This is a genomic window from Actinokineospora bangkokensis (assembly GCF_001940455.1).
GTDB lineage: Bacteria > Actinomycetota > Actinomycetes > Mycobacteriales > Pseudonocardiaceae > Actinokineospora > Actinokineospora bangkokensis.
This window is the reverse complement of the sequence record NZ_MKQR01000013.1, coordinates 247,183-270,654: the sequence shown is the minus strand read 5'-3', so window position 1 is coordinate 270,654 and position 23,472 is coordinate 247,183. Positions and strand designations below refer to the sequence as shown.

The window sequence follows — 23,472 nt, the reverse complement described above, 5'->3', positions numbered from 1 at the left end:
AGATGGCCATGTCCGACAACGTCGAGCTCGCCGCCGGTGGCTGGCGGCTGTGGAACCAGTTCGCGCTGCGGGGCCCCGGCTTCCCCGCCGAGGGGGTGCTCGCGCTGGCCCCGGACGGCCTGGCCGAGGCCGCCGACAAGTTCGACGAGGGCACCGCGCTGAGCGGCCCGGACTGGGAGGCCTTCACCGAGCTGTTCGGCGACGCCGCGGTGGCCACCGCGCACGAGTTGCAGCGCATCGCCCGGCTGCCCGGCTTCCGCGCCGCGGTCGCCTGGCAGAACCGGCAGGTGCTCACCTCCGGCATCAAGCCGTTCCTGGACTGGGCGCCGACCGCGGCGGGCCGCACCAGCATGCCCCGCCAGCGCGAGGAGCTGGTGGCGCACTACTGGCAGCGGTTCTGCGTCAAGAACGACACCATCGGCTTCTTCGGCCCGGTCGGCTGGGGCTCGTGGGACCTGGGCACCAGCGGCGTGGCGGTGGACCCGGGGGAGGGGTTCATCGCGGAGTCCACAGTGTACTTCTCCAGCTGGGCGCTCGACGGCGTGGCCAAGGCGGTGGAGGCCGACCCGGCCGTGCGGGCCTGGGTGCCGCCGCGGCGGCTCTCCTACGTCCGCCGCGACGGCGAGACCGTCGTCCTGCCCGGCAGGCCGCCGCAGCCGCTGGTGGGCCTGGCGGCGCGGGTGTTCGACCTGTCCGACGGCCTCCGCACGACCGCGGCGATCGCCGCCGAGGTCGGCACCACCGCCGAGGACGTCGAGGCGGCCGTCGACGAGCTGGTCAAGCGCAGGCTCGTCGTGCGGCGCATCGAGGTGCCGGTGATCGCCCACCCCGAGCGGTGGCTGCGCCGGTTCCTGGCGGGCATCGGCGACGCCGGGGCGCGCGAGCGGGCGCTGGCCAAGCTCGACGCGGTCGAGGCCGCCCGCTCCCGGGTCGCCGCCGCGGGCCGCGACCCCGAGGCGCTGGCCGCGGCCATGGCCGCCATGGAGGCCACCTTCGCCGAGGTCACCCACTCCTCGGCCGCCCGCGCCAAGGGCGCGCGCACCGCGCCCTGCCGCTCGCTGGTGTACTCCGACACCCGCCGCTCGGCCACGGCCACCCTCGGCACCGCCATCCACTCCCAGCTGGAGCCGCTGGGCCTGCTGCTCACCTCCGCGCGCTGGATGACCAACCAGGTCGCCGACCGCGTCCGCGCCCGGCTGCGCACCGCCTACGACGCCATCCTGGCCGAGCGCGGCCGGGTGGACATCGCCGCGCTGTGGTTCGCCTGCATCCCCGTGCCGCACCCGGACACCGCCGCCGACGTCGAGCAGGTGCAGGCCGAGCTGCGCGCGAAGTGGGCCGAGCTGATCGCCGCGCCGGAGGGCACCCGGCGGGTGCGGCTGCGCAGCGCCGACATCGCCGACCGGGTGCGCGAGCTGTTCGCCGAGCCCGCCCGGGGCTGGAACATCGCCCGCTACATCAGCCCGGACCTGCTGGTGGTCGCGCGCGACGCCGCCGACGTCGAGCGCGGCGACTTCGAGCTGCTGGTCGGGGAGATGCACGTGGCGATGAACACCATCGGCGCCTCGCTGTTCGTCCTCCAGCACCCCGACCAGGCCTCGCTGCTGGCCGAGACCGACCGGGACTTCCCGCTGCCGCGGGTGATGCCGATGCTGCCCAAGGAGCTGCCGCCGCGCTGGTCGGCCCGCAGCAGGCCCGCCCTGGGCCGCCCGGTCGACTACTTCGTCGGCAACGTCGACCACACCGGCGACCCCGCGCACGACCGCAACGTCGCCGCCGCCGACGCGGTGGTCGAGCCGCGCGGCGAGGAGCTGGTGGTGGTGCTGCCCGACGGCACCGAGTTCGACGTGCTCGACGTGTTCGGCAACGCGCTGACCAACAAGGTCATGGACCGCTTCAGCATCCGCGGCGACGCCGACCACTCCCCGCGGATCACCATCGACCGGGTGGTCGTGGCCCGCGAGACGTGGCGCTTCGACGCGGCGGGGGTGGGCTTCACCGAGGAGAAGGACGAGGCCCGCCGGTTCGTCCGGGCCCGCTGGTGGCGCGAGGAGCTGGGGCTGCCCCGGTTCGCCTTCGTCGTCTCGCCCGCCGAGCCGCGGCCGTTCTTCGTCGACTTCGACAGCCCGGTCTACGTCAACATCATGGCCAAGGCGGTGCGCAGGCTCGCCCGCAAGGACCCGGGCGCCCGGTTCACCGTCTCGGAGATGCTGCCGAGCCCCGAGCACGCCTGGCTGACCGACGACGCCGGCAACCGGTACACCTCCGAGCTGCGCTTCGTCGCCGTCGACCAGACGACCGCCGACCGGACGACCGCCGACCGTGGCGAGCAGCGGGCCCGGCCGTGAGCACCTTCCTCGACGACGTCTTCGCCCACGCCGCCACCACCCCCGACGCCGTCGCGATCACCACCCCGGACGGGTCGCTGACCTACGGCGGGTTCGCCGCCCGGGTCGACGACCTCGCCAGGGCGCTGGTGGCCCGCGGGGTGCGCCCGGAGCAGGTGTGCGCGGTGGCGGTGGAGCGCGGGCAGGCGTCGGTGATCGCGATGGCGGCGGTGCTGCGCGCCGGGGCGGCGTTCCTCGCCCTCGACGTGGACCTGCCGCGGGCCCGGCTGGCGGCCATGGTCACCAGCGGCGGCGCCCGCTACCTGGTGACGAGCACCCCCGGCGCGCTGGACCTGCCGGTGCCGGTGGAGATCGCGGTCGACGGGCAGGGCCGCGCCGACGGGCCCCGCGCGGGGTCGCTGCCCGAGGTCGCCCCGCGCTCGCTGGCCTACGTCAGCCACACCTCCGGGTCCACCGGAACGCCGAACGCCGTGCTCGTCGAGCACCGCGGGCTCACCAACTACCTGCGGTTCGTCACCCGCGACTACGGCCTGGACCGCGGCTCGGTGGTGCTGCAACTGGCCCCGCTGGGCTACGACGCCTCCATCCGCGACACCTTCGCCCCGCTGGTGGCGGGCGGTCGGGTGGTGCTGGTGCCGCGGTCGGCCCTGCTGCGGGCGGAGGAGTTCGCCGCGGCCGTGCGCGAGCACGGGGCCACCGCGGTGCTCAGCGCGACGCCGACGTTCCTGACCTTCCTCGTCCAGCACGGCGTCGAGGCCCCGGAGCTGGTCGTCTCCAGCGGCGAGTCGCTGCGGCCGTTCCTGGCCTCCGGCGGCCGGGCGCGGGTGCGCGGGCTGGTGAACCAGTACGGGCCCACCGAGACCACCATGACCTCCACCCGCTACGCCGTGCCCGCCGACCCGGACACGGGGGTCGACCTGGTGGGCACGCCCATCGACGGGGTGGTCGCGCACCTGCTCGACGCCGACCTGCGCCCGGTGCCCGACGGCGCGGTGGGGGAGCTGTGGATCGGCGGCGCGGGCGTGGCCCGCGGCTACGGCGGCAGGCCCGCGCTCACCGCCGAGCGGTTCGTGCCCGACCCGTTCGGCGCGCCGGGGGCGCGCATGTACCGGGCGGGCGACCTGGCCCGGCGGCACCCGGGCGGCGACCTGGAGTACCTGGGCCGGGTCGACCGGCAGGTCAAGATCCGCGGCCACCGGGTCGACCCGGCCGAGGTGGAGGGCGCCCTGCTCACCCACCCCGCGGTCACCGGCGCCGTCGTGACCACCGCCGTGGACGGCCGCGACCGCACCTACCTGCTCGCCCACGTCACCGGGGTGCCCGCCGAGGTGGCCGACGCCGCCCTGCGCGCGCACCTGGCCACCACGCTGCCGCCGCACATGATGCCCAGGAAGTTCACCCGCATCGACCGGCTGCCGACCACCACCAGCGGCAAGGCCGACCGCAGGGCGCTGGCCGAGGGGGTGGTGGTGTGAGCACCCGACCGCACGGGCCGACCGGGCGCGCGGGCACCCGCGTCACCGCCGGGCTCGACCCGGTGACCGACCTCGCCCTGCGCACCCACCTGGCGATGGCGCTGCACCTCCCGCTCGGGCGCTACCTGCGCGTCGAGCGGCTGCCGGTGCCCCGCGCCGAGGCGGAGGTGGCTCCGTGACCACCGCCGGGCTGGAACTGGGGTTCGCGGCCGTGCTCTCGGCCGCGGCCCGCATCGCCGGGCGCGTGCACCGCACCCCGCTGCTGCCGCTGCCGGGCACCCGGCTGCTGGTCAAGGCCGAGCACCGCCAGCGCGGCGGGTCGTTCAAGGCGCGCGGCGCGGCCAACGCCCTGCTGGGCCTGGGCGCCGCCGAGGTCGTCACCGGGTCCTCGGGCAACCACGGCATCGCCGTCGCCGCGCTCGGCGGCGCCCTGGGCGTGCGCGTCACCGTGGTGATGGCCGCCGGGGCGAGCCAGGCCAAGGCCGACGCGCTGCGCGCGCTGGGCGCCGGGGTGGTGGGCGTCGCGGGCGGTGTCGCCGAGCGCGACGAGCACGCCAAGGCGCTGGCCGCGGCCACCGGCGCGGTGTTCGTGCCCTCCTCCGACCACGAGCTCGTGGTGGCGGGCGCGGGCACCGTCGGCCTGGAGGTCTTCACCGACGAGCCCGACCTGTCCGCCGTCTACGTCCCCACCGGCGGCGGCGGGCTGCTCGCGGGCGTCTGCCTCGCCGCGGGCGCGCTCACCCGGCCGGTCGCGGTCATCGGGGTGGAACCCGCGGGCGCAGCCCGCTACGCCGCCTCGCTGGCCGCGGGGGCGCCGGTGGAGCTGCCGCCCTCGACCACGGTGGCCGACGGCCTGCGCGGGCAGCGGCCCGGCGCCGTCACCTGGCCGGTCATCCGCGACCGGGTCGACGAGCTGGTCGCGGTCACCGACGACGAGGTCCGCGCCGCGCAGGAGCTCCTGCTGGCCGCGGGCGCCCCGGTGGAGCCCAGCGGCGCGGTGGCGCTCGCGGGCGCGCTGCGCCACCCGCGCCCGGGCCGGGCCGCGGTCATCGCCTCCGGGGGCAACACCGCACTCGCGCTGTCCGCGATCGGCGCGGCAGCGACACCACCAGGACGGAAGGCACGCACATGACCGCCACGACCACCGACGTCCCCGAGCTGATCGCCGCGATCTACCGGGACGCGCTGGCCGACGACGCCCTCGACACCGACAGCGACTTCTTCGAGGCGGGCGGCGACTCGCTCGCCGCCTTCGAGATCACCGCCCGGCTGCGCGCCGAGCTGGGGGTCGAGGTGCCGGTCGCGCTGGTGTTCGCCTACCCCTCCCCGGCCGACCTCGCGGCGGTCGTGGAGTCCGACTTCCAGGAGTGACATGACCACCCCAGCGGTGCCGTTCGGCGATGGGTGGCGGCTGTGGGCGCGGTGCGCCGTGCGCGGACCGGGCTTCCCGGCCGCGGGCGCGCTCGACCTGGCCGCGCCCGGGCTCGCCGAGGCGGCCGACAAGTTCGATGACGGGGCCCGGTTGCAGGGCACCGCCTGGAAGGAGTTCCAGGCGGTGTTCGCCGACGGCGCGGTGGAGACCGGGGCGCGGCTGCGCTCGATCGCCGCCGCGCCCGCCTTCCGCGCGGCCGTGGCCTGGCAGAACCGGCGGGTCCTCGACACCGGCGTGCGGCCGTTCCTGGCCAGTCCGCCGCAGGACCGCACCTTCAAGAACCGCCAGCGCGAGGAGCTGGTGGCGCACTACTGGCAGCGGTTCTGCGTCAAGAACGACACGATCGGCTTCTTCGGCCCCGTGGGCTGGGGCCGCTGGGACGAGGCCGCCCGGGGCGTCGAGGTGCGCGCCGGGGCGGGCCTGGTCGAGTCGACCACCGTGTTCTTCTCCAGCTGGGCCGTCGACGCGGTGGCCAGGCTGGTCAACGCCGACCCCGCGCTGCGCGGGCGGATCGCGCCCCGGCGGGTCCCCTTCGTCCGGGTGGCGGACGGCGCGGCCACCCTGCCCGGGCTCAAGCCCAAGCCGCTGGAGCCCGAGCTGGTGGCGGTGTTCGACCGGTGCGACGGGCTGCGCCCCGCCGACGAGGTCGGCCCGGCCGAGGCCATCGAGGAGCTGGTGCGCAGGCGCCTGGTGACCTGGCGGCTGGACGTGCCCGCGGCCACCCACCCCGACCGGTGGGTGCGGGACTGGCTGGCCGGGGCCGGGGTGGGCGACGGGCCCGCCGTCGCCCTGCTCGACACCCTCGACCGCGGCCGGGAGCGGGTCGCCGCCGCGGCGGCCGACCCGGACGCGCTGGTGGCGGCGCTGGCCGCGCTGGAGGGCGAGTTCACCGAGCTGGCGGGCGAGAGCGCCAAGCGGGACAAGGGCGCCAACACCGCCCCGTGCCGCTCGCTGGTGTACTCCGACTGCCGCCGCTCCGGTGAGGTGCGGCTGGGGCCGGACGTGCTCGACTCGCTGGCGCCGCTGCGCCCGCTGTTCACCGCCGCCCGCTGGCTCACCTGGGAGGTGGCCCGGCGCGTCATGGCGAAGGTGCGGGCGGTCTACACCGGACCGACCGACCTGGCCTCGTTCTGGTTCGCCTGCATGCCCGTCCTGCACGGCGACGCCAAGGCCATCGCCGGTGACGTGCAGCGGGAGTTCTGGGACCGGTGGCGCGAGGTGCTGCCGCCGCTCACCGGTTCCCGGGTGCAGGTGTCCACAGCGGACATCGAGGACAAGGTGGCGGAGCTGTTCGCCGCACCGGGACCCGGGTGGTCGGGGGCGCGCTACCTGAGCCCGGACATCCTGTTCGCCGACAACGGTGACACCGTGCTCGGCGAGCTGCACGTGGGCCTGAACACCCTGGGCAACTCGCTGTTCGTCAGCCAGAGCGCCGACCCGCAGGGCTTGTTCGACGCCACCACCGAGGACTACCCCGAGCCGCGCCTGGTCCCCCTGCTGGCCAAGGAGAACAAGGCCAAGCTGTCGATCCGGGTGCGCAACGTGCTCATCCGCCCGCAGGACTACCAGGTCGCCCTCGTCGACGACACCGCCGACCCCGCCCGCGAGCGGACCGTGCGCAGCGCCGATGTCCTGGTCGAGCAGGTGGGCGACGACCTGGAGGTCGTCCTGCCCGACGGCGCGCGGTTCCCGGTGGTGGACGTGTTCGCGCACGTGCTCACCACGCTGGTGATCGACATGTTCCGGTTCCCGGTCGACGGCGCGCACACCCCGCGCATCACCGTCGACCGGATGGCCGTGGCCCGCGAGACGTGGACCTTCGACCCGGCCGCGCTGGCCTTCGCCGACGCCAAGGACGAGGCGCAGCGGTTCGTGCAGGCGCGGTGGTGGCGGGCGCGCGAAGGCCTGCCGCGCTTCGCCTTCCTGGTCTCCCCGACCGAGCCGCGGCCGTACTGCGTGGACTTCGACAACCACATCTCGGTGAACACCCTCGCCAAGTCGGTGCGCAGGCTCGTGCGCGACCAGCCCGGCGGGCGCCTGGTGTTCACCGAGATGCTGCCCACGCCCGAGCAGTCCTGGCTCACCGACGACGCGGGCAACCGCTACACCTCCGAGCTGCGCTTCGTCGCCTTCGACGCGGGCGAGCGGGGCTGACCCGGAGAAGCCGAGAACCCCGGACCTTGAGGGAGGGTCCGGGGTTCTCGGCTTCCGCGCGGGGCGGGTGTGGGCGGTTCCGGTCGGGGCGGTTCAGGGCACGTGCGGTTCGGCCATCGCCACGGCGATCTTGCGCGGGCCGGTGAACGGCTCGCGGGCGTGCGCGCTGAGCATGTTGTCCACCACCAGCACGTCGTCGCGCTGCCAGTCGAACCGCCGGGTCGCGGCGCGGTAGCAGTCGCGCAGGTGCGCCACCACGTCGTCGGGGATCCGGCCGCCGTCGCCGAAGTAGGTGTTGGTGGGCAGCTCGTCCTCGCCGAACAGCTCCCGCAGCCCCTCGCAGACCTCCTCGGCCAGCGTGGTGACGTGGAAGAAGGTGGCGTGGTTGAACCACACCGGCTCCCCGGTGACCGGGTGGTGGTGCACCGCGGCGCGGCGGGCGGTGGTGCGCAGCCCGTCCGCGCCCACCCACTCCACCTCGACGCCGTTCTTGGCGCAGTACGCGGCGACCTCGGCCCGGTCGTCGGTGTTGAACGCCTGGCGCCAGGGGACGCCGAAGCCGTCGGTGAAGTTGCGCACCACGCGCCAGCCGCGGCGGGTGAACTCCTCGCGCACCTGCGGGTCGATCGAGGCGAGCACCCGGCGGGTGTCCGCGAGCGGGGTCGCCCCCAGCGTGTCCGGCGGCGTGACGCAGTAGAAGAACAGCGACAGCGGCCAGCTCGCCTGGTAGGAGTTCTCGTTGTGCAGGAAGATCTCCTCGGCGGGCGGGTAATCGGTCGAGGTGTAGACCTGGCCCTTGATCGTGCTGCGCGGCGACGAGCGCTCGGCGTAGGTCAGCGGCGCGCCGGACACCGCGCGGACGACGGCGTCGAAGCCGTCGACGCCGCCGATGTCGAAGCCGCGCAGCAGGACCGCGCCGTGCTCGCGCAGCCGCGCGCGCACCTGCTCCCGGTGCGCGGCCAGGTACTCCGTCGCGCTCCCGGAGGCCGCGACGACGTGCGGCAGCGGTAGCTCGTTCTGCTCCGTGGACAGGGGTGTGGGTGAGTGTGCAGGCACCATATGTCCACAGTGGGCGATTGCGCGCGTTGGCAGCAGAGAACTTCCGGCAGACATGGCGCCGCGGTGGTCGTGGGGTCTGCCGCTTCTTCCCTGCGCCCGCGCGCCCGGGTGCGGGACCCTCGGTGGGCGCACATCCCCGAGCGGAGCACGCGAGGAGCGGAACCCATGGCATCACACCACCACCCGGTCACCGGGGTGCTCGCCACCGTCGGGTCGACCCCGCTGGTCGAGCTGGCGCGGCTGCTGCCCGGCGCGCCCTTCCGGGCGTTCGCCAAGCTGGAGTCGGCGAACCCGGGCGGCAGCATCAAGGACCGCTCCGCGCTGGAGATGCTGCGCCACCGCCTCGACGACGGCGAGCTGGTGCCCGGCCGCTCGGTGGTGGTGGAGTCCAGCTCGGGCAACCTGGGCATCGGCATCGCGCAGTTCTGCGGCTACCACGGCATCCGGTTCGTCTGCGTGGTCGACCCGCGCACCAACCGGCAGAACATCGCCATCATGCGCGCCTTCGGCGCCGAGGTGGAGGTGGTCACCGACGTCGACCCCGGGACGGGGGAGTACCTGCCGGTGCGCATCGCCCGCGTCCGCGAGCTGGTCGCCACCACCCCGCACGCCTACTGCCCCAACCAGTACGCCAACCCGCTGAACCCGCGCGCGCACCACGCCACCGTCCGCGAGGTGCTGGAGGCGCTGCCCACCCTCGACTACCTGTTCTGCGCGACCAGCTCCTGCGGCACCCTGCGCGGGTGCGCGGAGTACATCCGCGAGCACGACCTGCCGGTCACCGTCGTGGCGGTCGACGCCCTGGGCAGCAACATCTTCGGGCCCGCGGTCGGCGGCAGGCTCATCCCCGGGCACGGCGCCTCGGTGCGCCCGGCCCTGCACGCCGACGGCCTGGCCGACGAGGTGGTCCGGGTGGACGACCTCGGCGCCGTCGTCGGGTGCAGGCGGCTGGCCGCGCGCGAGGCGATCCTGGCGGGCGGGTCCTCCGGCGCGGTCGTCTCCGCCCTGGAGAGCATGCGCGACCGCATCCCCGCGGGCGCCACCTGCGCCCTGGTGCTCCCCGACCGCGGCGAGCGCTACCTCGACACCGTCTACGACGACGACTGGGTGGCCGAGCACTTCGGCGACGTCGCGCACCTGTGGGCGCCGCGCGAGCGGGTCGCCGCCCACCCCGGCGGCGTGCTCGTCCCCGCCGCGCGCCCCTGACCCCCTGACCCGGCAGACCGCCACCCCGACATACCGCCACCCGGTGAAAGGCGAACCGATGGAATACGGCGACGGGCACTACCCGCTGTCCTTCGAGCAGGAGCAGCTGTGGTTCCTCGACCAGCTGCGGTCCGGCGCCCAGGAGTACCTGCTGCACTGGGGCTTCCGGCTGCGCGGGGCCCTGGACACCCGCGCCCTGGAGCGCGCGCTGAGCACGATCGCCACCCGGCACGAGGTGCTGCGCACCCACTACGCCGAGGTCGACGGGCACCCCGTGCAGGTCATCGACGACCCCGGCCCGGCCCCGCTGACCACAGTGGACCTGACGGCGGTGGCGGCCGACGAGCGGGAGGCCCGGCTGTCGGCGGTCGCGCGGGAGCAGGCGAGCACGCCGGTCGACCTCACCGCGGCGCCGTGGCGGGTCACCCTCGTGCGCTTGGCCGAGGACGAGGCCGTGCTGCTGGTGGTGGTGCACCACATCGCCTTCGACAACTCCTCGATGGGCATCCTCGCGGGCGAGCTGCGCGTGCTCTACACCGCCTACACCCAGGGTGAGCCGTCGCCGCTGGAGCCGCTGCCGGTGCAGTACGCCGACTTCGCGGACTGGCAGCGCGAGCGGTGGGAGGACCCGGACGCCGGGCTGGCCCGCCAGGAGGCCTACTGGCGGGAGCGGCTGAGCGGGCTCGCGCCGCTGGACCTGCCCACCGACCGGCCGCGCCCGGCGCGCTGGGACCCGGCGGGCGGCACCGTCGAGTTCACCGTGCCCGCCGACCGCGCCGCGGCCCTGCTCGCCGTGGGCCGCGCGTGCGGCGCCACCCCGTTCATGACCTACCTGGCCGCCTTCCACCTGCTCGTCAGCCGCTACGCCGGGGTGGGCGACCTCGGCGTCGGGGTCACCATGGCCGGGCGCAACCAGGTGGAATTGGAGCAGCTGGTCGGCCCGCTGGTGTCCACGGTGGTGCTGCGCACCGACCTCGACGGCGACCCCAGCTTCGCGGACCTGCTCGTGCGCACCCGGGAGACCACCCTGGAGGCGTTCGAGAACCCCGACGTGCCGTTCCAGCGCGTCGTGGCCGAGCTGGAGCCCGACCGGGACCTGTCCCGCAACCCGCTGTTCCAGGTCGCCTTCGTCGTCCACAACGGACGCGGCGAGCGGCTGAACCTGCCCGGGGTCACCGTGGAGCCGGTGCCCGCCGCCACCATGAGCGCCACCTTCGACCTGTCGCTGAACATGGCGGAGAACCGGGACGGCTCCTGGGGCGCCCGCCTGCTCTACCCCACGGCGCTGTTCGACCGCGACCGCGTGGAGCGCATGGCGCGGACCTACCTCGCCCTGCTCGACCGCGTCGCCGCCGCCCCCGAGGTGCCGCTGAGCCTGGTCGAGACCGTGCCCGCCGCCGAGCGCGCGCTGATCGCCGGGTGGCAGCCCGGGCCCGCCGCGCCGGTGGCGGGCTCGCTGCCCGAGCTGTTCCGCGCCCAGGCCCTCGCCACCCCCGCCGCCACGGCCGTGGTGGCGGGCGGGGCGGAGATCACCTACGCCGAGCTGAACGCCCGCGTCGAGCGCCTGACGGGGTACCTGCGCGCCCAGGGCGTCACCACCGAGACGCCTGTCGGCGTGGCGCTGCACCGCGGCGCGGACCTGGTCGTCGCCCTGCTGGCGGTGCTGGCCGCGGGCGGTGTGCACGTGCCGCTGGCCCCCGACCTGCCCGTCGAGCGCTTGGCCCACATCCTCGACGACTCCGGTGTGGACCTGGTGCTGACCGAGGCGTCCGTGCGGGACGTGCTGCCGCGCGAGCTGCGCGCCGTGCTCGTCGACGCCCCGGAGGTCGCCGCCGCCGGCCCGCTCGGACCGGTCCCGCTCTCGCCGGACAACACCGCGTACACCATGTACACCTCCGGCTCGACCGGTCGCCCCAAGGGCGTCGCGGTCACCCACGGCGGCATCCGCAACCGGGTCCTGTGGTCGGTGCGCACCCACGGGCTCACCGCCGCCGACCGCGTGCTCCAGAAGACGACGATCAGCTTCGACGCGTCGGTGTGGGAGTTCCTGGCGCCCCTGGTCTCCGGTGGCGCTGTCGTGATGGCGCCCGCGGACGCGCACAAGGACACCGCCGTCATGGTGGGTGCCGTCGCCGACCACGGGGTCACCGTCCTCCAGCTCGTCCCCTCGATCCTGCACGCCGTCGTGGCCGAGCCGCGGCTGCCCGAGTGCACCGCGCTGCGCGTGGTCTGCTCGGCGGGCGAGCCGCTGCCCAGCGAGCTGTGCGAGCGGCTGCTCGACGCCGTGGACGTGGCGGTCTACAACACCTACGGCCCCACCGAGTGCTCCATCGACTCGACCGCGTGGCGCTACGAGCGCGGTGCCACCGACAGCACAGACAGCACCGACAGCACCGACACCACAGACAGCATCGTGCCGATCGGCTCACCGCTGCCGGGTCTGGAGGTGCACGTCGTCGACGCCCAGGACCGGCTCGTCCCCGTGGGCGTGCCCGGCGAGCTGTGCGTGACCGGCGTCGGCGTCGCCCGCGGGTACGTCGGCCGCCCCGACCTGACCGCCGAGCGGTTCACCCCGAACCCGCACGCGAGCACCCCCGGGCAGCGCTGGTACCGCACCGGCGACCTCGCCCGGTGGCGCGCCGACGGCACCCTGGAGTTCGTCGGCCGCCTCGACGCCCAGGTGAAGGTGCGCGGCGTGCGCGTCGAGCCCGGCGAGGTCGAGGCCGCCCTGCGTGCCCACCCGGCCGTCGCCGCCGCGCTGGTGACCCCGCACCGGGGTGCCGCGGGCGACTTGGAGCTGGTGGCCTACGTCGTCGCCGAGCCCGGCGCCACCGCCGCGGCCGACGAGCTGCGCGAGCACCTCGCCACCCGGCTCACCCCCGCGATGATCCCCTCGGTGGTGGTGGCGCTGGAGGCGTTCCCGCTGCTGCCCAACGGCAAGGTCGACCGCTCCCGGCTGCCCGCGCCCGACCAGGCCCGCGAGCCGGAGCCCGCGGGCGGGTACGTCGAGCCGCGCACCGACGCCGAGCGCACCGTCGCCGGGGTGATGGCCGAGCTGCTGGGGTGCGAGCGCGTCGGCGCCGAGGACGACTTCTTCGCCCTCGGCGGGCACTCGCTGCTGGCCATCCGCCTCGCCCACCGGCTGCGCAAGGCCCTGGGCGTCGAGGTCACCGCGGGGGCGCTGTTCGAGGGCCGCACGGTCGCCAGGATCGCCGCGCTGGCCGACTCCGACGACCCCGGCGAGGGCGCCGAGCGGGTGCCGCCGGTCGTCCCGGTGCCCCGCGGCCACGCCCTGCCCACCTCGTCGGGCCAGCAGCGGCTGTGGTTCCTCGACCAGCTGGAGCCCGGCAGCGCCGAGTACCTGATCCCGCTGGCCTTCGACCTCACCGGCCCGCTGGACACCGGCGCCCTGCGCGCGGCGGTGGACGCGGTCGTCGCCCGGCACGAGGTGCTGCGCACCCGCTACGTCAGCGACGGCGGCACCCCGACCCAGGTCGTCGACCCGGTGGGGCGGGTGCCGTTCACCGTGGTCGACCTGTCCGGCCACGACGACGCCGAGCAGCGCGCCGCCGCCCTGGTCGACGCCGAGGGCGCGCGCCCGTTCGACCTGGCCGCCGAGCACCAGCTGCGCACCACCGTGGTGCGCACCGGACCCGACCGGCACCTGCTGGCGATCACCCTGCACCACATCGCCTTCGACGCCTGGTCCATGGGCACCTTCCTGGCCGACCTCGACCGCGCCTACGCGGGCGCGGCGCTGGAGCCGCTGCCGGTGCAGTACGCCGACTTCGCGGTCTGGCAGCGCGAGCGGGAGGCCGACGGCACCCTGGCTGGGCAGCTGGAGCACTGGAAGCGCGAGCTGGCCGGGCTGACCCCGCTGGAGCTGACCACCGACCGGCCCCGCCCGGCCGAGCGCGACCTGCGCGGCGGCACCGTCGTCGTCGAGGTGCCCGCCGCGGCCGCCGCGGGCCTGCGCGAGGTGGGCGCCCGCACCGGCGCCACGCCGTTCATGGTGCTGCTGGCCGCCTTCGACGTGCTGCTGTCCCGCTACACCGGGCGCACCGACATCGCCGTGGGCACCCCGGTCGCCGGGCGCACCCGGCCCGAGACCGAGCACCTGGTGGGCTTCTTCATCAACAACCTGGTGCTGCGCACCGACCTCGGCGGCGACCCGACGTTCGCGGAGCTGGTCGCGCGGGTCAAGTCGACGGCGCTGACCGCGTTCGCCAACCAGGACGTGCCCTTCGAGCACCTGGTCGACGCCCTGCAACCCAGCCGCGACCTGTCGCGCAACCCGCTGTTCCAGGTCATGTTCGAGGTCCAGCACGTCGGCGGGGTGGTGCCGCCGCGGCTGGCGGGCTGCGCCGCGGTGGGCCTGGCCTCGGGCGCCGAGGTCGCGAAGTTCGACCTGACCCTCACCGTCAAGGAGCGCGCCGACGGCGTGCTGCGCTGCTGGTTCGAGTTCGCCACCGCGCTGTTCGACGAGGCCACCGTGCGCCGCCTCGCCGGGCACTACCTGCGCGTGCTGGCGGGCGTGGCCGACGCCCCCGACCGGCCCATCGGCCTGATCGACCCGCTCGCGCCCGCCGAGCGCGCCGACATCCTCGGCGCCTGGCCGGACCCCGACGCCCACCGCCTCGACGAGCTGGACCCGCCCGCCGAGCACCACCTGGCCGTGCCCGCCCTGTTCGAGCAGCAGGTGGCCCGCACCCCGGGGGCGGTCGCGCTGGTCTTCGGCGACCAGGAGATCACCTTCGCCGACCTCAACGCCCGCGCCAACCGCCTCGCCCACCACCTGCGCGGCCTGGGCGTCGGCCCGGAGGTCAAGGTCGGCTCCTGCCTGGAGCGCGGCGTGGAGGCCGTGGTGGTGCTGCTCGCGGTGCTCAAGGCAGGCGGGGTGTACGTGCCCTTCGACCCCGAGCACCCCGAGGACCGGCTCGACTTCATGATCGGTGACGCGGGCGCGGCCGTCGTGGCCACCACGACCGGGCACGCCGAGCGGCTGCGCAAGCCCGGCCGCGTCGTGCTCGTCGCGGACGAGCCGGCCACCTGGGCGCACGAGCCCGACACCGACCCGGCGCCGGTGGGGCACCCGGCGAACCTCGCCTACATGATCTACACCTCCGGCTCCACCGGCCGCCCCAAGGGCGTGATGGTCGCCCACCGCGCCTACGCCCACCACTGCCGGGTCATCTCGGACTACTACGGCATCCGCCCCGGCGAGCGGGTGGTGCTGCTGTCCGCGCTCACCTTCGACCTGGCCATGGACCAGATCGCGGTGACGCTCACCGCGGGGGCGACGCTGGTGGTGTCAGACCCGGTGTTCTGGCTGCCCGCCGAGCTGCCCGGCAAGCTGGCGCACTTCGGCGTGACGGTCATGGAGATCACCCCGGCCTACTACCGGGAGATGCTGGAGGGCGACGCCCGCCTGCTGGCGGGGATGAAGCTGATGAACGTCGGCGCGGACGTGGTCACCGTGGGCGACGCGCAGCGCTGGGCCGCCACCGGCCTGCCCGGCCGGTTCATGTGCAACTACGGGCCCACCGAGGCGACCATCACCTGCATGGTCAACCCGGTGGCCGAGGACCTGTCCACCGAGCGGCCCACCGCCACCATGCACATCGGCCGCGGCGTCGCGGGCACCCGGGTGCTGGTGCTCGACGAGCAGCTGCGCCCGCAGCCGGTCGGCGTGCCCGGGGAGCTGTGCGTCGGCGGCACCCGGCTGGCCCGCGGCTACTACGACCGGCCGGGGCTCACCGCGGAGAAGTTCGTCCCCGACCCCTACGCCACCACCCCCGGCGCCCGGCTCTACCGCACCGGCGACCTCGTCCGGTACCGCGCCGACGGCGTGGTGGAGTTCCTGGGCCGCCTCGACCACCAGGTCAAGGTCCGCGGCTTCCGCATCGAGCTGCCCGAGGTCGAGGCCGCGCTGGCCAAGCACCCGCTGGTGCGCGCCGCCGCGGTGCTGGCCAAGGAGGCGGGCCCCGGCGACAAGCGCCTGGTCGCCTACCTGGAGTGGGACGGCGAGGGCGACCCCGACATCGCCGACCTGCGCGCGCACCTGCGCGAGCTGCTGCCCGAGTACATGATCCCGGCGGCCTGGGTGGTGGTGGCCGCGCTGCCGCTGTCGTCGAGCAAGAAGGTCGACCGGGCCGCGCTGCGCGCGCTGGTGGCCACCGAGCTGGACGAGGCGCGCGAGTACGTGCCCCCGCGCGACCCCACCGAGGAGGTGGTGGCGGGCACCTGGGCCGAGGTGCTGGGCCTGGAGCGGGTGGGCGCGCACGACGACTTCTTCGGCCTCGGCGGGCACTCGCTGCTGGCCACCCGGGTCCTGGCGCGGCTGCGGGCGGCGTTCGCCGTCGACCTGCCGCTGCGCGTGCTGTTCGAGGCCACCACGGTGGCCGACCTCGCCGCGGCCGTCACCGACGCGGTCACCGCGGAGATCGATGGCCTGTCCGACGCCGAGATGCGCGAGCTGCTCTCCCGAGAAGGTGTGTGATGACTGGAACCCTCGACCGCGCCGCCCTGCGCGCGGAGCTGCTGCGGCGCCGCCTGAGCGGGCAGGCCGCCCCCGACGACAACCGGATCACCCCGGTCCCGCGCGACGGCGCGCCGCTGGTGGTGTCCTCGGCGCAGCGCAGGCTGTGGGTGCTCGACCAGCTCGGCCGCAGCGGCACCGAGTACCTGATGAGCACCGGCCTGCGGCTGACCGGGCCGCTCGACGCCGCCGCGCTGCGCACCGCCCTGGACGGTCTGGTGGCCCGGCACGAGGTGCTGCGCACCCGCTACGCGGTCGTCGACGGCGAGCCCGTGCAGGTCGTCGACGCCCCCGGCCCGGTGCCGCTGCTCGCGGTCGACCTCACCGACCTCGACCCCGCCGCCCGCGCCGCCCGGCTGGCCGGGTGGATGACCACCGACCGCGCGCCGGTGGACCTGGAGCACGGCCGGGTGCTCACCGCGACCCTGGCCGCGCTGGGCCCCGACGAGCACGCCCTGGTCATCACCCTGCACCACATCGCCTTCGACGAGTGGTCCGAGCAGGTGCTCTGGCGCGAGCTCGACCAGCGCTACACCGCCGCCACCCGCGGCGAGGAGCCCGCCATCGCCCCGCTGCCGGTGCAGTACGCCGACTACGCGGCCTGGCAGCGCGCCACCCTCACCGGCCCGGGGTTGCGGCGCCAGCTCGACTTCTGGCGCGCCACCCTGGCGGGCGCGACCCCGCTGGACCTGCCCACCGACCGGCCCCGGCCGCCGGTGCGCGACAGCGCGGGCGACCACGTGCCCGTGGTCATCCCCGCCGACGCGGCGCGGGAGGTCGTGCGGCTGGCCAGGGCCGCGGGCGCCACGCCGTTCATGGCGCTGCTGGCCGCCTTCGCGGTGCTGCTGTCGCGGCAGGCCGGGCGCACCGACGTCACCATCGGCACCCCGGCGGCGGGCCGCGACCGGGCTGAGGTGCAGGACCTCATCGGCCTGTTCCTCAACACCCTGGTGCTGCGCGTCGACCTGACCGGGTCGCCGTCGTTCACCGACCTGCTCGCCAGGGTCAAGGAGACGGCGCTGGCCGCCTACTCCCACCAGGAACTGCCCTTCGAGCGCGTGGTCGACGAGCTGTCCCCGGTGCGCGACCCCTCCCGGATGCCGCTGTTCTCCACCATGTTCCTGTGGGCGGACCCGGCGGCGGGCGGCGGCACCTTCGGCGGCCTGGCCACCGCGGGCATCCCGGTGGGGGAGAGCGACGCCAAGTTCGACCTCACCCTGGGCCTGGGCGAGCGCCCGGACGGCTCGCTCGCGGGCGGGTTCACCTTCGCCACCTCGCTGTTCGACCGGTCGAGCGTGGTGCGGCTGGCCGCGCAGTTCACCGAGCTGGTGCGCGGGCTGGCCGCCGCTCCCGGCGCGCCGGTCGCCGCCGTGCCGCTGCTGCCCGCCGACCAGCGGCGGCTGCTGCTCCAGGACTGGACCGACACTGCCGTCGACTACCCGACCGGCACCCTGGTCGGGCTGTTCGAGGCGCAGGTGGAGTCCACACCGGACGCCGTCGCGCTGGTCCACGACGGCGTCCCGCTGACCTACGCCGAGCTCAACGAGCGGGCGAACCGGTTGGCCCACCGGCTCATCGACGACGGCGTGGGCCCGGAGTCGGTCGTGGGCGTGCGCCGCGACCGCGGCCACGGCCTCGTCGTGGCGCTGCTGGCCATCCAGAAGGCGGGCGGGGCGTACCTGCCGCTCGACCCGGACTACCCCGCCGAGCGCCTGGCCTACATGTGCGAGGACGCGGGCGCCGAGGTCGTGCTCTCCGACCCCGCCCTCGACCCGGCCGACCACTGGCCCGCGCACAACCCCGGCGTGGCCGTGCACCCCGACCACCCGGCCTACGTCATCTACACCTCCGGGTCCACCGGCCGCCCCAAGGGCGTGGTCGTCTCGCACCGCTCGATCGTCAACCGCCTGCACTGGATGCAGGACGCCTACGGCCTCGACGCCACCGACCGCGTGCTCCAGAAGACCCCGTACGGCTTCGACGTGTCGGTGTGGGAGTTCTTCTGGCCGCTGACCACCGGCGCCACCCTGGTGCTGGCCCGCCCCGGCGGCCACCGCGACGCCCGCTACCTCGCCGGGCTGATCGCCGCCGAGGGCATCACCACCCTGCACTTCGTCCCGTCGATGCTGCGGGCGTTCCTGGCCGAGCCGTTCGGGCCGCTGCCCTCGGTGCGCCGGGTGATCTGCAGCGGCGAGGCGCTGCCCGCCGACCTGGTCAGCGGGGTGCGCGACCGCATCGGCGCCGAGCTGCACAACCTCTACGGCCCCACCGAGGCCGCCGTGGACGTCACCGCCGCGGCCTGCGAGACCGGGCAGCCGGTCACCATCGGCCGCGCCATCGCCAACACCCGCACCTACGTCGTCGACGAGCACCTGCGCCCGGTCCCGATCGGCGTGCCCGGCGAGCTGCTGCTCGGCGGCGTGCAGCTGGCCCGCGGCTACCTGGGCAGGCCGGGGCTCACCGCGGAGAAGTTCGTCCCGGACGCCCTCGGCGGCACCGGGCAGCGGCTCTACCGCACCGGCGACCTGGTCCGGTACCTGCCCGACGGCGCCATCGACTACCTCGGCCGCATCGACCACCAGGTCAAGGTGCGCGGCCACCGGGTCGAGCTGGGCGAGGTGGAGTCGGTGCTCGGCGCGCAGCCGGGCGTGCTGGCCTGCGCCGCCGCGGTGCACGAGGGCACCCTGGTCGGCTACGTCGTGCCCGAGCCGGGCGCGGAGCTGGACCCCGCGGTGCTGACCTCGGCGCTGCGCGACCGGCTGCCCGAGGCGATGATCCCCGGCCTGTGGCTGGAGCTGACCGCGCTGCCGCTGACCACCAGTGGCAAGACCGACCGCGGCCAGCTGCCCGCCCCCGAGCGCGGCGTCAGCTCCCAGGAGTACGTCGCGCCGCGCACCCGCACCGAGCAGGTGGTGGTCGAGGCCGTCGCCGCCGCGCTGGGCGTGGAGCGGGTCGGCGTGCACGACCGGTTCTTCGACGTCGGCGGCGACTCCATCCGCGCCATCCGGGCGATCGGCGCGCTGCGCTCGGCGGGGCTCGACCTGTCCGTGCAGGACGTGTTCACCCACCAGAGCGCCGCCGAGCTGGCCGCGCTCGCGGACTCGGTGGACGCGGTCACCGACACCCTGGTCGGCCGGTTCACCCAGCTGCGCCCCGAGGACCGCGCCGCGCTGCCCGAGGGCCTGGACGACGCCTACCCGATGGGCCAGGTGCAGGCGGGCATGGTCTACGAGATGCTGGCCGACCCGACAGCCCCGGCGTACCAGAACGTCACCAGCTTCCCGATGTCCGACGACACCGCCTTCTCCCCCGACGCCCTGCGCGAGGCCGCCCGGCTGGTGCTCGACCGGCACGAGATCCTGCGCACCTCGTTCGACATGTCCGGCTTCTCCGAGCCGCTGCAACTGGTGCACAGCGAGGTCGCGGTGGAGGTCGGCCACGACGACCTGCGCCACCTGGGCCCCGACGAGCAGCAGGCGGTGATCGAGGCCTACCGGCACACCATGCAGACCACCCCGCTGCCGGTGACCCGCGCCCCCCAGCTGGCCTGGCACGTGCACCAGACGGGCGAGCGCGACTGGGTGCTCACCCACACCGAGTGCCACGCCATCCTCGACGGCTGGAGCCACCACTCGGTGATCGGGGAGCTGCGCGAGGTGTACCTGGCCGTGCGCGACGGCGAGGTCGACCGCGTCCCCGCGCCGCCCGCCGCCCGCTTCGCGGACTTCGTCGCGCTGGAGAAGGCCGCCCTGGAGTCCACTGAGGACAAGGAGTTCTGGCGCTCGCGGGTGCAGGGCTTCGAGCGGGTCGTGCTGCCGGCCGACACCGCCCCGGCGGGCAGCGGCCGGGTCGAGGAGCTGCGCATCCCCTGGCGCCACCTGACCCCGCAGCTGCGCGAGCTGGCGGCGAGCACCGGGACCTCGCTCAAGGCCGTCCTGCACACCGCGCACCTGGCGACCCTGGGCATCGTCACCGGGCAGCGCCGGTTCTTCTCCGGCTTCGTCTGCAACGGCCGCGCCGAGCTGGAGCGCGGCGACGAGGTGATCGGCATGCACCTCAACACGCTGCCCTTCGCCGTCGACCTCGACGCCGCGGGCACCTGGGCCGACCTGCTCGGCGCGGTGTTCACCGAGGAGGTCGAGCTGTGGGCGCACCGCCGCTACCCGCTGCCCGCCATGCAGCGCGAGTGGGGCGGCGGCGCCCCGCTGATCAGCTGCATCTTCTCCTACCTGGACTTCCACGTCCTGGACTCCCAGGCCGAGGCCATCGGCGAGGTCGCGGACGAGAGCCCCAACGAGTTCCCGCTCAACGTCGTCACCTTCCCCGGCGAGCTGCGCCTGGAGTGCAGGCCCGGCTGGGCGACCGAGGAGCGGCTGCGCGCCATCGGCGCGACGTTCCTGCACGTGCTCGGGCGGATGGTCGCCGAGGGCGGCACCCGCGCGGTCGACCTCACCGGCACCCCCGCCCACGAGCTGACGGTGCCCGCCGAGACCTGGCCCGCCCTGCCCGAGCTGTGCCTGCCCGACCTGGTGGCCGAGCAGGCCGCGACCCGGCCGGACGCGGTGGCGGTGGAACTGCTCGACGCCGGGATCACCTACCGCGAGCTCGACGAGCGGGCCAACCGGCTCGCGCACGCCCTGCGCGCGCTCGGCGTCGGGCCGGACGTGTCGGTGGGCGTGTGCATGGAGCGCAGCATCGAGGTCATCGCCGCGATGCTCGGCGTGCTGCGCGCGGGCGGCTGCTACGTGCCGCTGGACCCCAAGTACCCCACCGCGCGCATCGATTTCATCCTCGACGACGCGGGCGCGCGGGCCCTCATCACCCACCCCGAGCACGTGGACCGGTTCGCCGGGCGGATCGCCACGATCGCCGTCACCCCGGGCTGGGACGGCTTCGACGACCAGCCCGCCACCGCCCCGGCGGTGCGGGTGTCGCCGGACAACCTCGCCTACATCACCTACACCTCGGGCTCGACCGGCAAGCCCAAGGGCGTCATGGTGCCCCACCGCGGCGCGGTCCGGCTCGTCCGCGACCCGAACTACACCACCCTCGACGCCGACCAGACGCTCATGCTGCTCAGCGCCTTGGCCTTCGACGTGTCCACCTTCGAGATCTGGGGCGCGCTGGCCAACGGCGCCAAGCTGGCCGTCGTCCCGCCGGGCTCGCCCACCGCCACCGACCTGGAGCAGGTGATCTCCCGGCACGGGGTCACCGTCGCCTGGCTGACCGCTGGCCTGTTCAACGCCCTGGTCGACGTGCGGCCCGAGGCGCTGTCCGGGCTCACCCAGCTGCTCGTCGGCGGTGAGGCGCTGTCCCCGCCGCACGTGCGCACGGCGCTGGAGCACGGGGTCCCGGTCGGCAACGGCTACGGCCCCACCGAGGGCACGGTGTTCGCCGTGGCCCGCCCGGCGATCACCGTCGAGGAGACGCACAAGTCGATCCCGATCGGCCACCCGGTCACCCACACCCGGGTGCTGGTGGTGGACGCGCAGCTGCGCGAGGTGCCCTTCGGCGTGCCGGGCGAGCTGCTGCTGGGCGGCCCTGGCGTGGTCCGCGGCTACCAGGGGCGCCCCGACCTGACCGCCGAGCGCTTCGTGCCCGACCCCGGCGTCCCCGGGCAGCGGCTCTACCGCACCGGCGACATCGTCCGCCAGGACCCGGACGGCACCCTGCACTACATCGGCCGCCAGGACCACCAGGTCAAGATCCGCGGGCACCGGGTGGAGCTGGGCGAGGTGGAGGCCGCCGTGGCCGAGCTGCCCTCGGTGCGCGCCGCCGCCGCGGCCGCCTTCCGCGGCCCGGACGGGGTCAAGCAGCTGGTGGGCTACGTGGTGCTCGCCGACGGCGCCCCGGAGGACCTGGCGCTGCTCGGGGACCAGCTGCGCGGGCAGGTGCCGGACTTCCTGGTGCCGACCGCGTGGGTGCGCCTGGGGTCGATGCCGCTCAACGCCAGCGGCAAGCTCGACCGCGGGGCGCTGCCGCAGCCCACCACCAGCGTCGCGGCGCGGGAGTTCAGCGCCCCGCGCACCCGCTCGGAGCGGGCGGTGGCCGAGGTGTGGTCGCAGGTGTTCGGCCTGGAGCGGGTCGGCCGCCACGACGACTTCTTCCACCTGGGCGGGCACTCGCTGCTGACGCTGCGCATCATCGCCCTGCTGCGCGAGCGCCACGGCATCGAGGTCACCGTCCGCCAGTTCCTGGAGCACCGCACCGTCACCGCCATCGCCGCGGCGGTCGACGCGGGGGAGAAGCACACCAGGGCCCTGATGTGGCTCAACCGCGAGGGCACCCGCACCCCCCTGGTCTGCATCCACCCCGGTGGCGGCAGCGCGCACTGGTACCACCGCCTCGCCGCTCACCTCGACCCCGACCTGCCGGTGGTCGCCTTCGAGTGGCCCGCGGGCCAGTACCCCAAGGGCAAGTCCCCGAACACCGAGCAGATGGCGGCCCGCTACATCCGCGAGCTGCGCGAGGACGTCCCCGAGGGCCCCTACCGGGTCTTCAGCTGGTGCGGTGGCAGCGGTGTCGCCAGCGAGGTCGCCCACCAGCTCAAGGCCCAGGGCGAGGACGTCACCTTCATCCTGCTCGACCCCGCCCTGGACGCGGGCGACAAGGAGCACCTCTGGTCGGAGTACCGCCTGATCCAGAAGTGCGTCGCCAACCTGGAGCAGTTGGCGGGCGCCGCCCCCGACGAGGACACCGGCGCCCTGCGCCGCGACACCCTGGCGCTGCTCGAACACCTCGTCGACGACATCGTCGGCGACGACGGCATCACCCTCCCCGAGCACGGCGCGGGCGAGATGTGGCTGCCCGCCGCCCGGATGTGGGAGGAGGTCATGACCATGACCATGACCTACGACCACCGCCGCCTCCCCGGCACCCTCCACCTCATCGCCAGCGACGAACTCGCCGACGGCGAGCACGAGGTCACCGCCGAGGACCAAGGCTTCGCCGACTACCTGCACCGCTGGACCGAACTGGCCGACGAGGTCACCGTCCGCCGCACGACCGGGGACCACTTCTCGGTCATGAAGGAGCACGTCCGGGAACTCGCGGGCGTCGTCGAGGACATCCTCGGCAAGTCCTGATCACCAGGACCCGCGGGACGAGAGGCGAGGGGTGGCAACGCCGCCCCTCGCCTCTCGTCGTGTCATCGCCTGCTCGGCCGTGCTCGACGTCGGTGAGTCCCGTAACGCGCGCCCCTCCCGCGGTCATGTGGGGAGACCACCCACATTCCCCGCACGCCCGCACCCGCACCGATGC

10 protein-coding genes are annotated in these 23,472 nt (G+C 75.1%); 9 read left to right on the top strand and 1 reads right to left on the bottom strand.

The features are described 5' to 3' along the window. Positions 1–8 precede the first annotated feature (8 nt). The 6 genes from BJP25_RS13990 to BJP25_RS13965 are packed head-to-tail and all read left to right on the top strand — an operon-like array spanning position 9 to position 7,409. Positions 9–2,348, top strand: a complete 2,340-nt coding sequence (locus tag BJP25_RS13990) for a lantibiotic dehydratase (RefSeq protein WP_075975375.1) — start codon at positions 9–11, stop codon at positions 2,346–2,348. Further along, the gene (locus tag BJP25_RS13985; protein WP_075975331.1) at positions 2,345–3,823 is read left to right on the top strand and encodes an amino acid adenylation domain-containing protein; all 1,479 of its coding nucleotides are present in this window, start codon (positions 2,345–2,347) and stop codon (positions 3,821–3,823) included. Before BJP25_RS13990 ends, BJP25_RS13985 begins: the two co-directional genes overlap by 4 nt. Continuing rightward, positions 3,820–4,002, top strand: coding sequence for a hypothetical protein (locus tag BJP25_RS13980; protein WP_075975330.1), 183 nt, complete (start codon positions 3,820–3,822; stop codon positions 4,000–4,002). The genes BJP25_RS13985 and BJP25_RS13980 overlap by 4 nt, the downstream gene beginning before the upstream one ends. Next, positions 3,999–4,955, top strand: coding sequence for a threonine ammonia-lyase (locus tag BJP25_RS13975; protein ID WP_075975329.1), 957 nt, complete (start codon positions 3,999–4,001; stop codon positions 4,953–4,955). The genes BJP25_RS13980 and BJP25_RS13975 overlap by 4 nt, the downstream gene beginning before the upstream one ends. Then, entirely contained in the window at positions 4,952–5,194 is a 243-nt protein-coding gene (locus BJP25_RS13970) for a phosphopantetheine-binding protein (RefSeq protein ID WP_075975328.1), read from the top strand. The genes BJP25_RS13975 and BJP25_RS13970 overlap by 4 nt, the downstream gene beginning before the upstream one ends. 1 nt (position 5,195) lies before the next feature. Continuing rightward, positions 5,196–7,409 carry a lantibiotic dehydratase gene (locus tag BJP25_RS13965; protein WP_075975327.1) on the top strand — a complete coding sequence of 738 codons (2,214 nt, stop codon included), beginning with the start codon at positions 5,196–5,198 and terminating at the stop codon, positions 7,407–7,409. 93 nt (positions 7,410–7,502) lie between these two features. On the opposite strand, the gene BJP25_RS13960 is transcribed toward BJP25_RS13965, so the two are convergent. Then, positions 7,503–8,468 (bottom strand): TauD/TfdA family dioxygenase, encoded by a 966-nt coding sequence (locus BJP25_RS13960; protein ID WP_075975326.1) that lies wholly within the window; start codon positions 8,466–8,468, stop codon positions 7,503–7,505. 165 nt (positions 8,469–8,633) lie between these two features. Here BJP25_RS13960 and sbnA point away from each other — a divergent pair, with 165 nt between their 5' ends. From sbnA to BJP25_RS13945, 3 genes are read left to right on the top strand one after another with little or no spacing between them, the layout of a single operon-like run. Beyond that, entirely contained in the window at positions 8,634–9,674 is a 1,041-nt protein-coding gene (gene sbnA, locus BJP25_RS13955) for a 2,3-diaminopropionate biosynthesis protein SbnA (protein ID WP_075975325.1), read from the top strand. Positions 9,675–9,732: 58 nt separating this feature from the next. Further along, entirely contained in the window at positions 9,733–16,173 is a 6,441-nt protein-coding gene (locus BJP25_RS13950) for a non-ribosomal peptide synthetase (RefSeq protein WP_075975324.1), read from the top strand. Next, positions 16,173–23,297 carry a non-ribosomal peptide synthetase gene (locus BJP25_RS13945; RefSeq protein ID WP_075975323.1) on the top strand — a complete coding sequence of 2,375 codons (7,125 nt, stop codon included), beginning with the start codon at positions 16,173–16,175 and terminating at the stop codon, positions 23,295–23,297. The genes BJP25_RS13950 and BJP25_RS13945 overlap by 1 nt, the downstream gene beginning before the upstream one ends. Positions 23,298–23,472 lie beyond the last annotated feature (175 nt).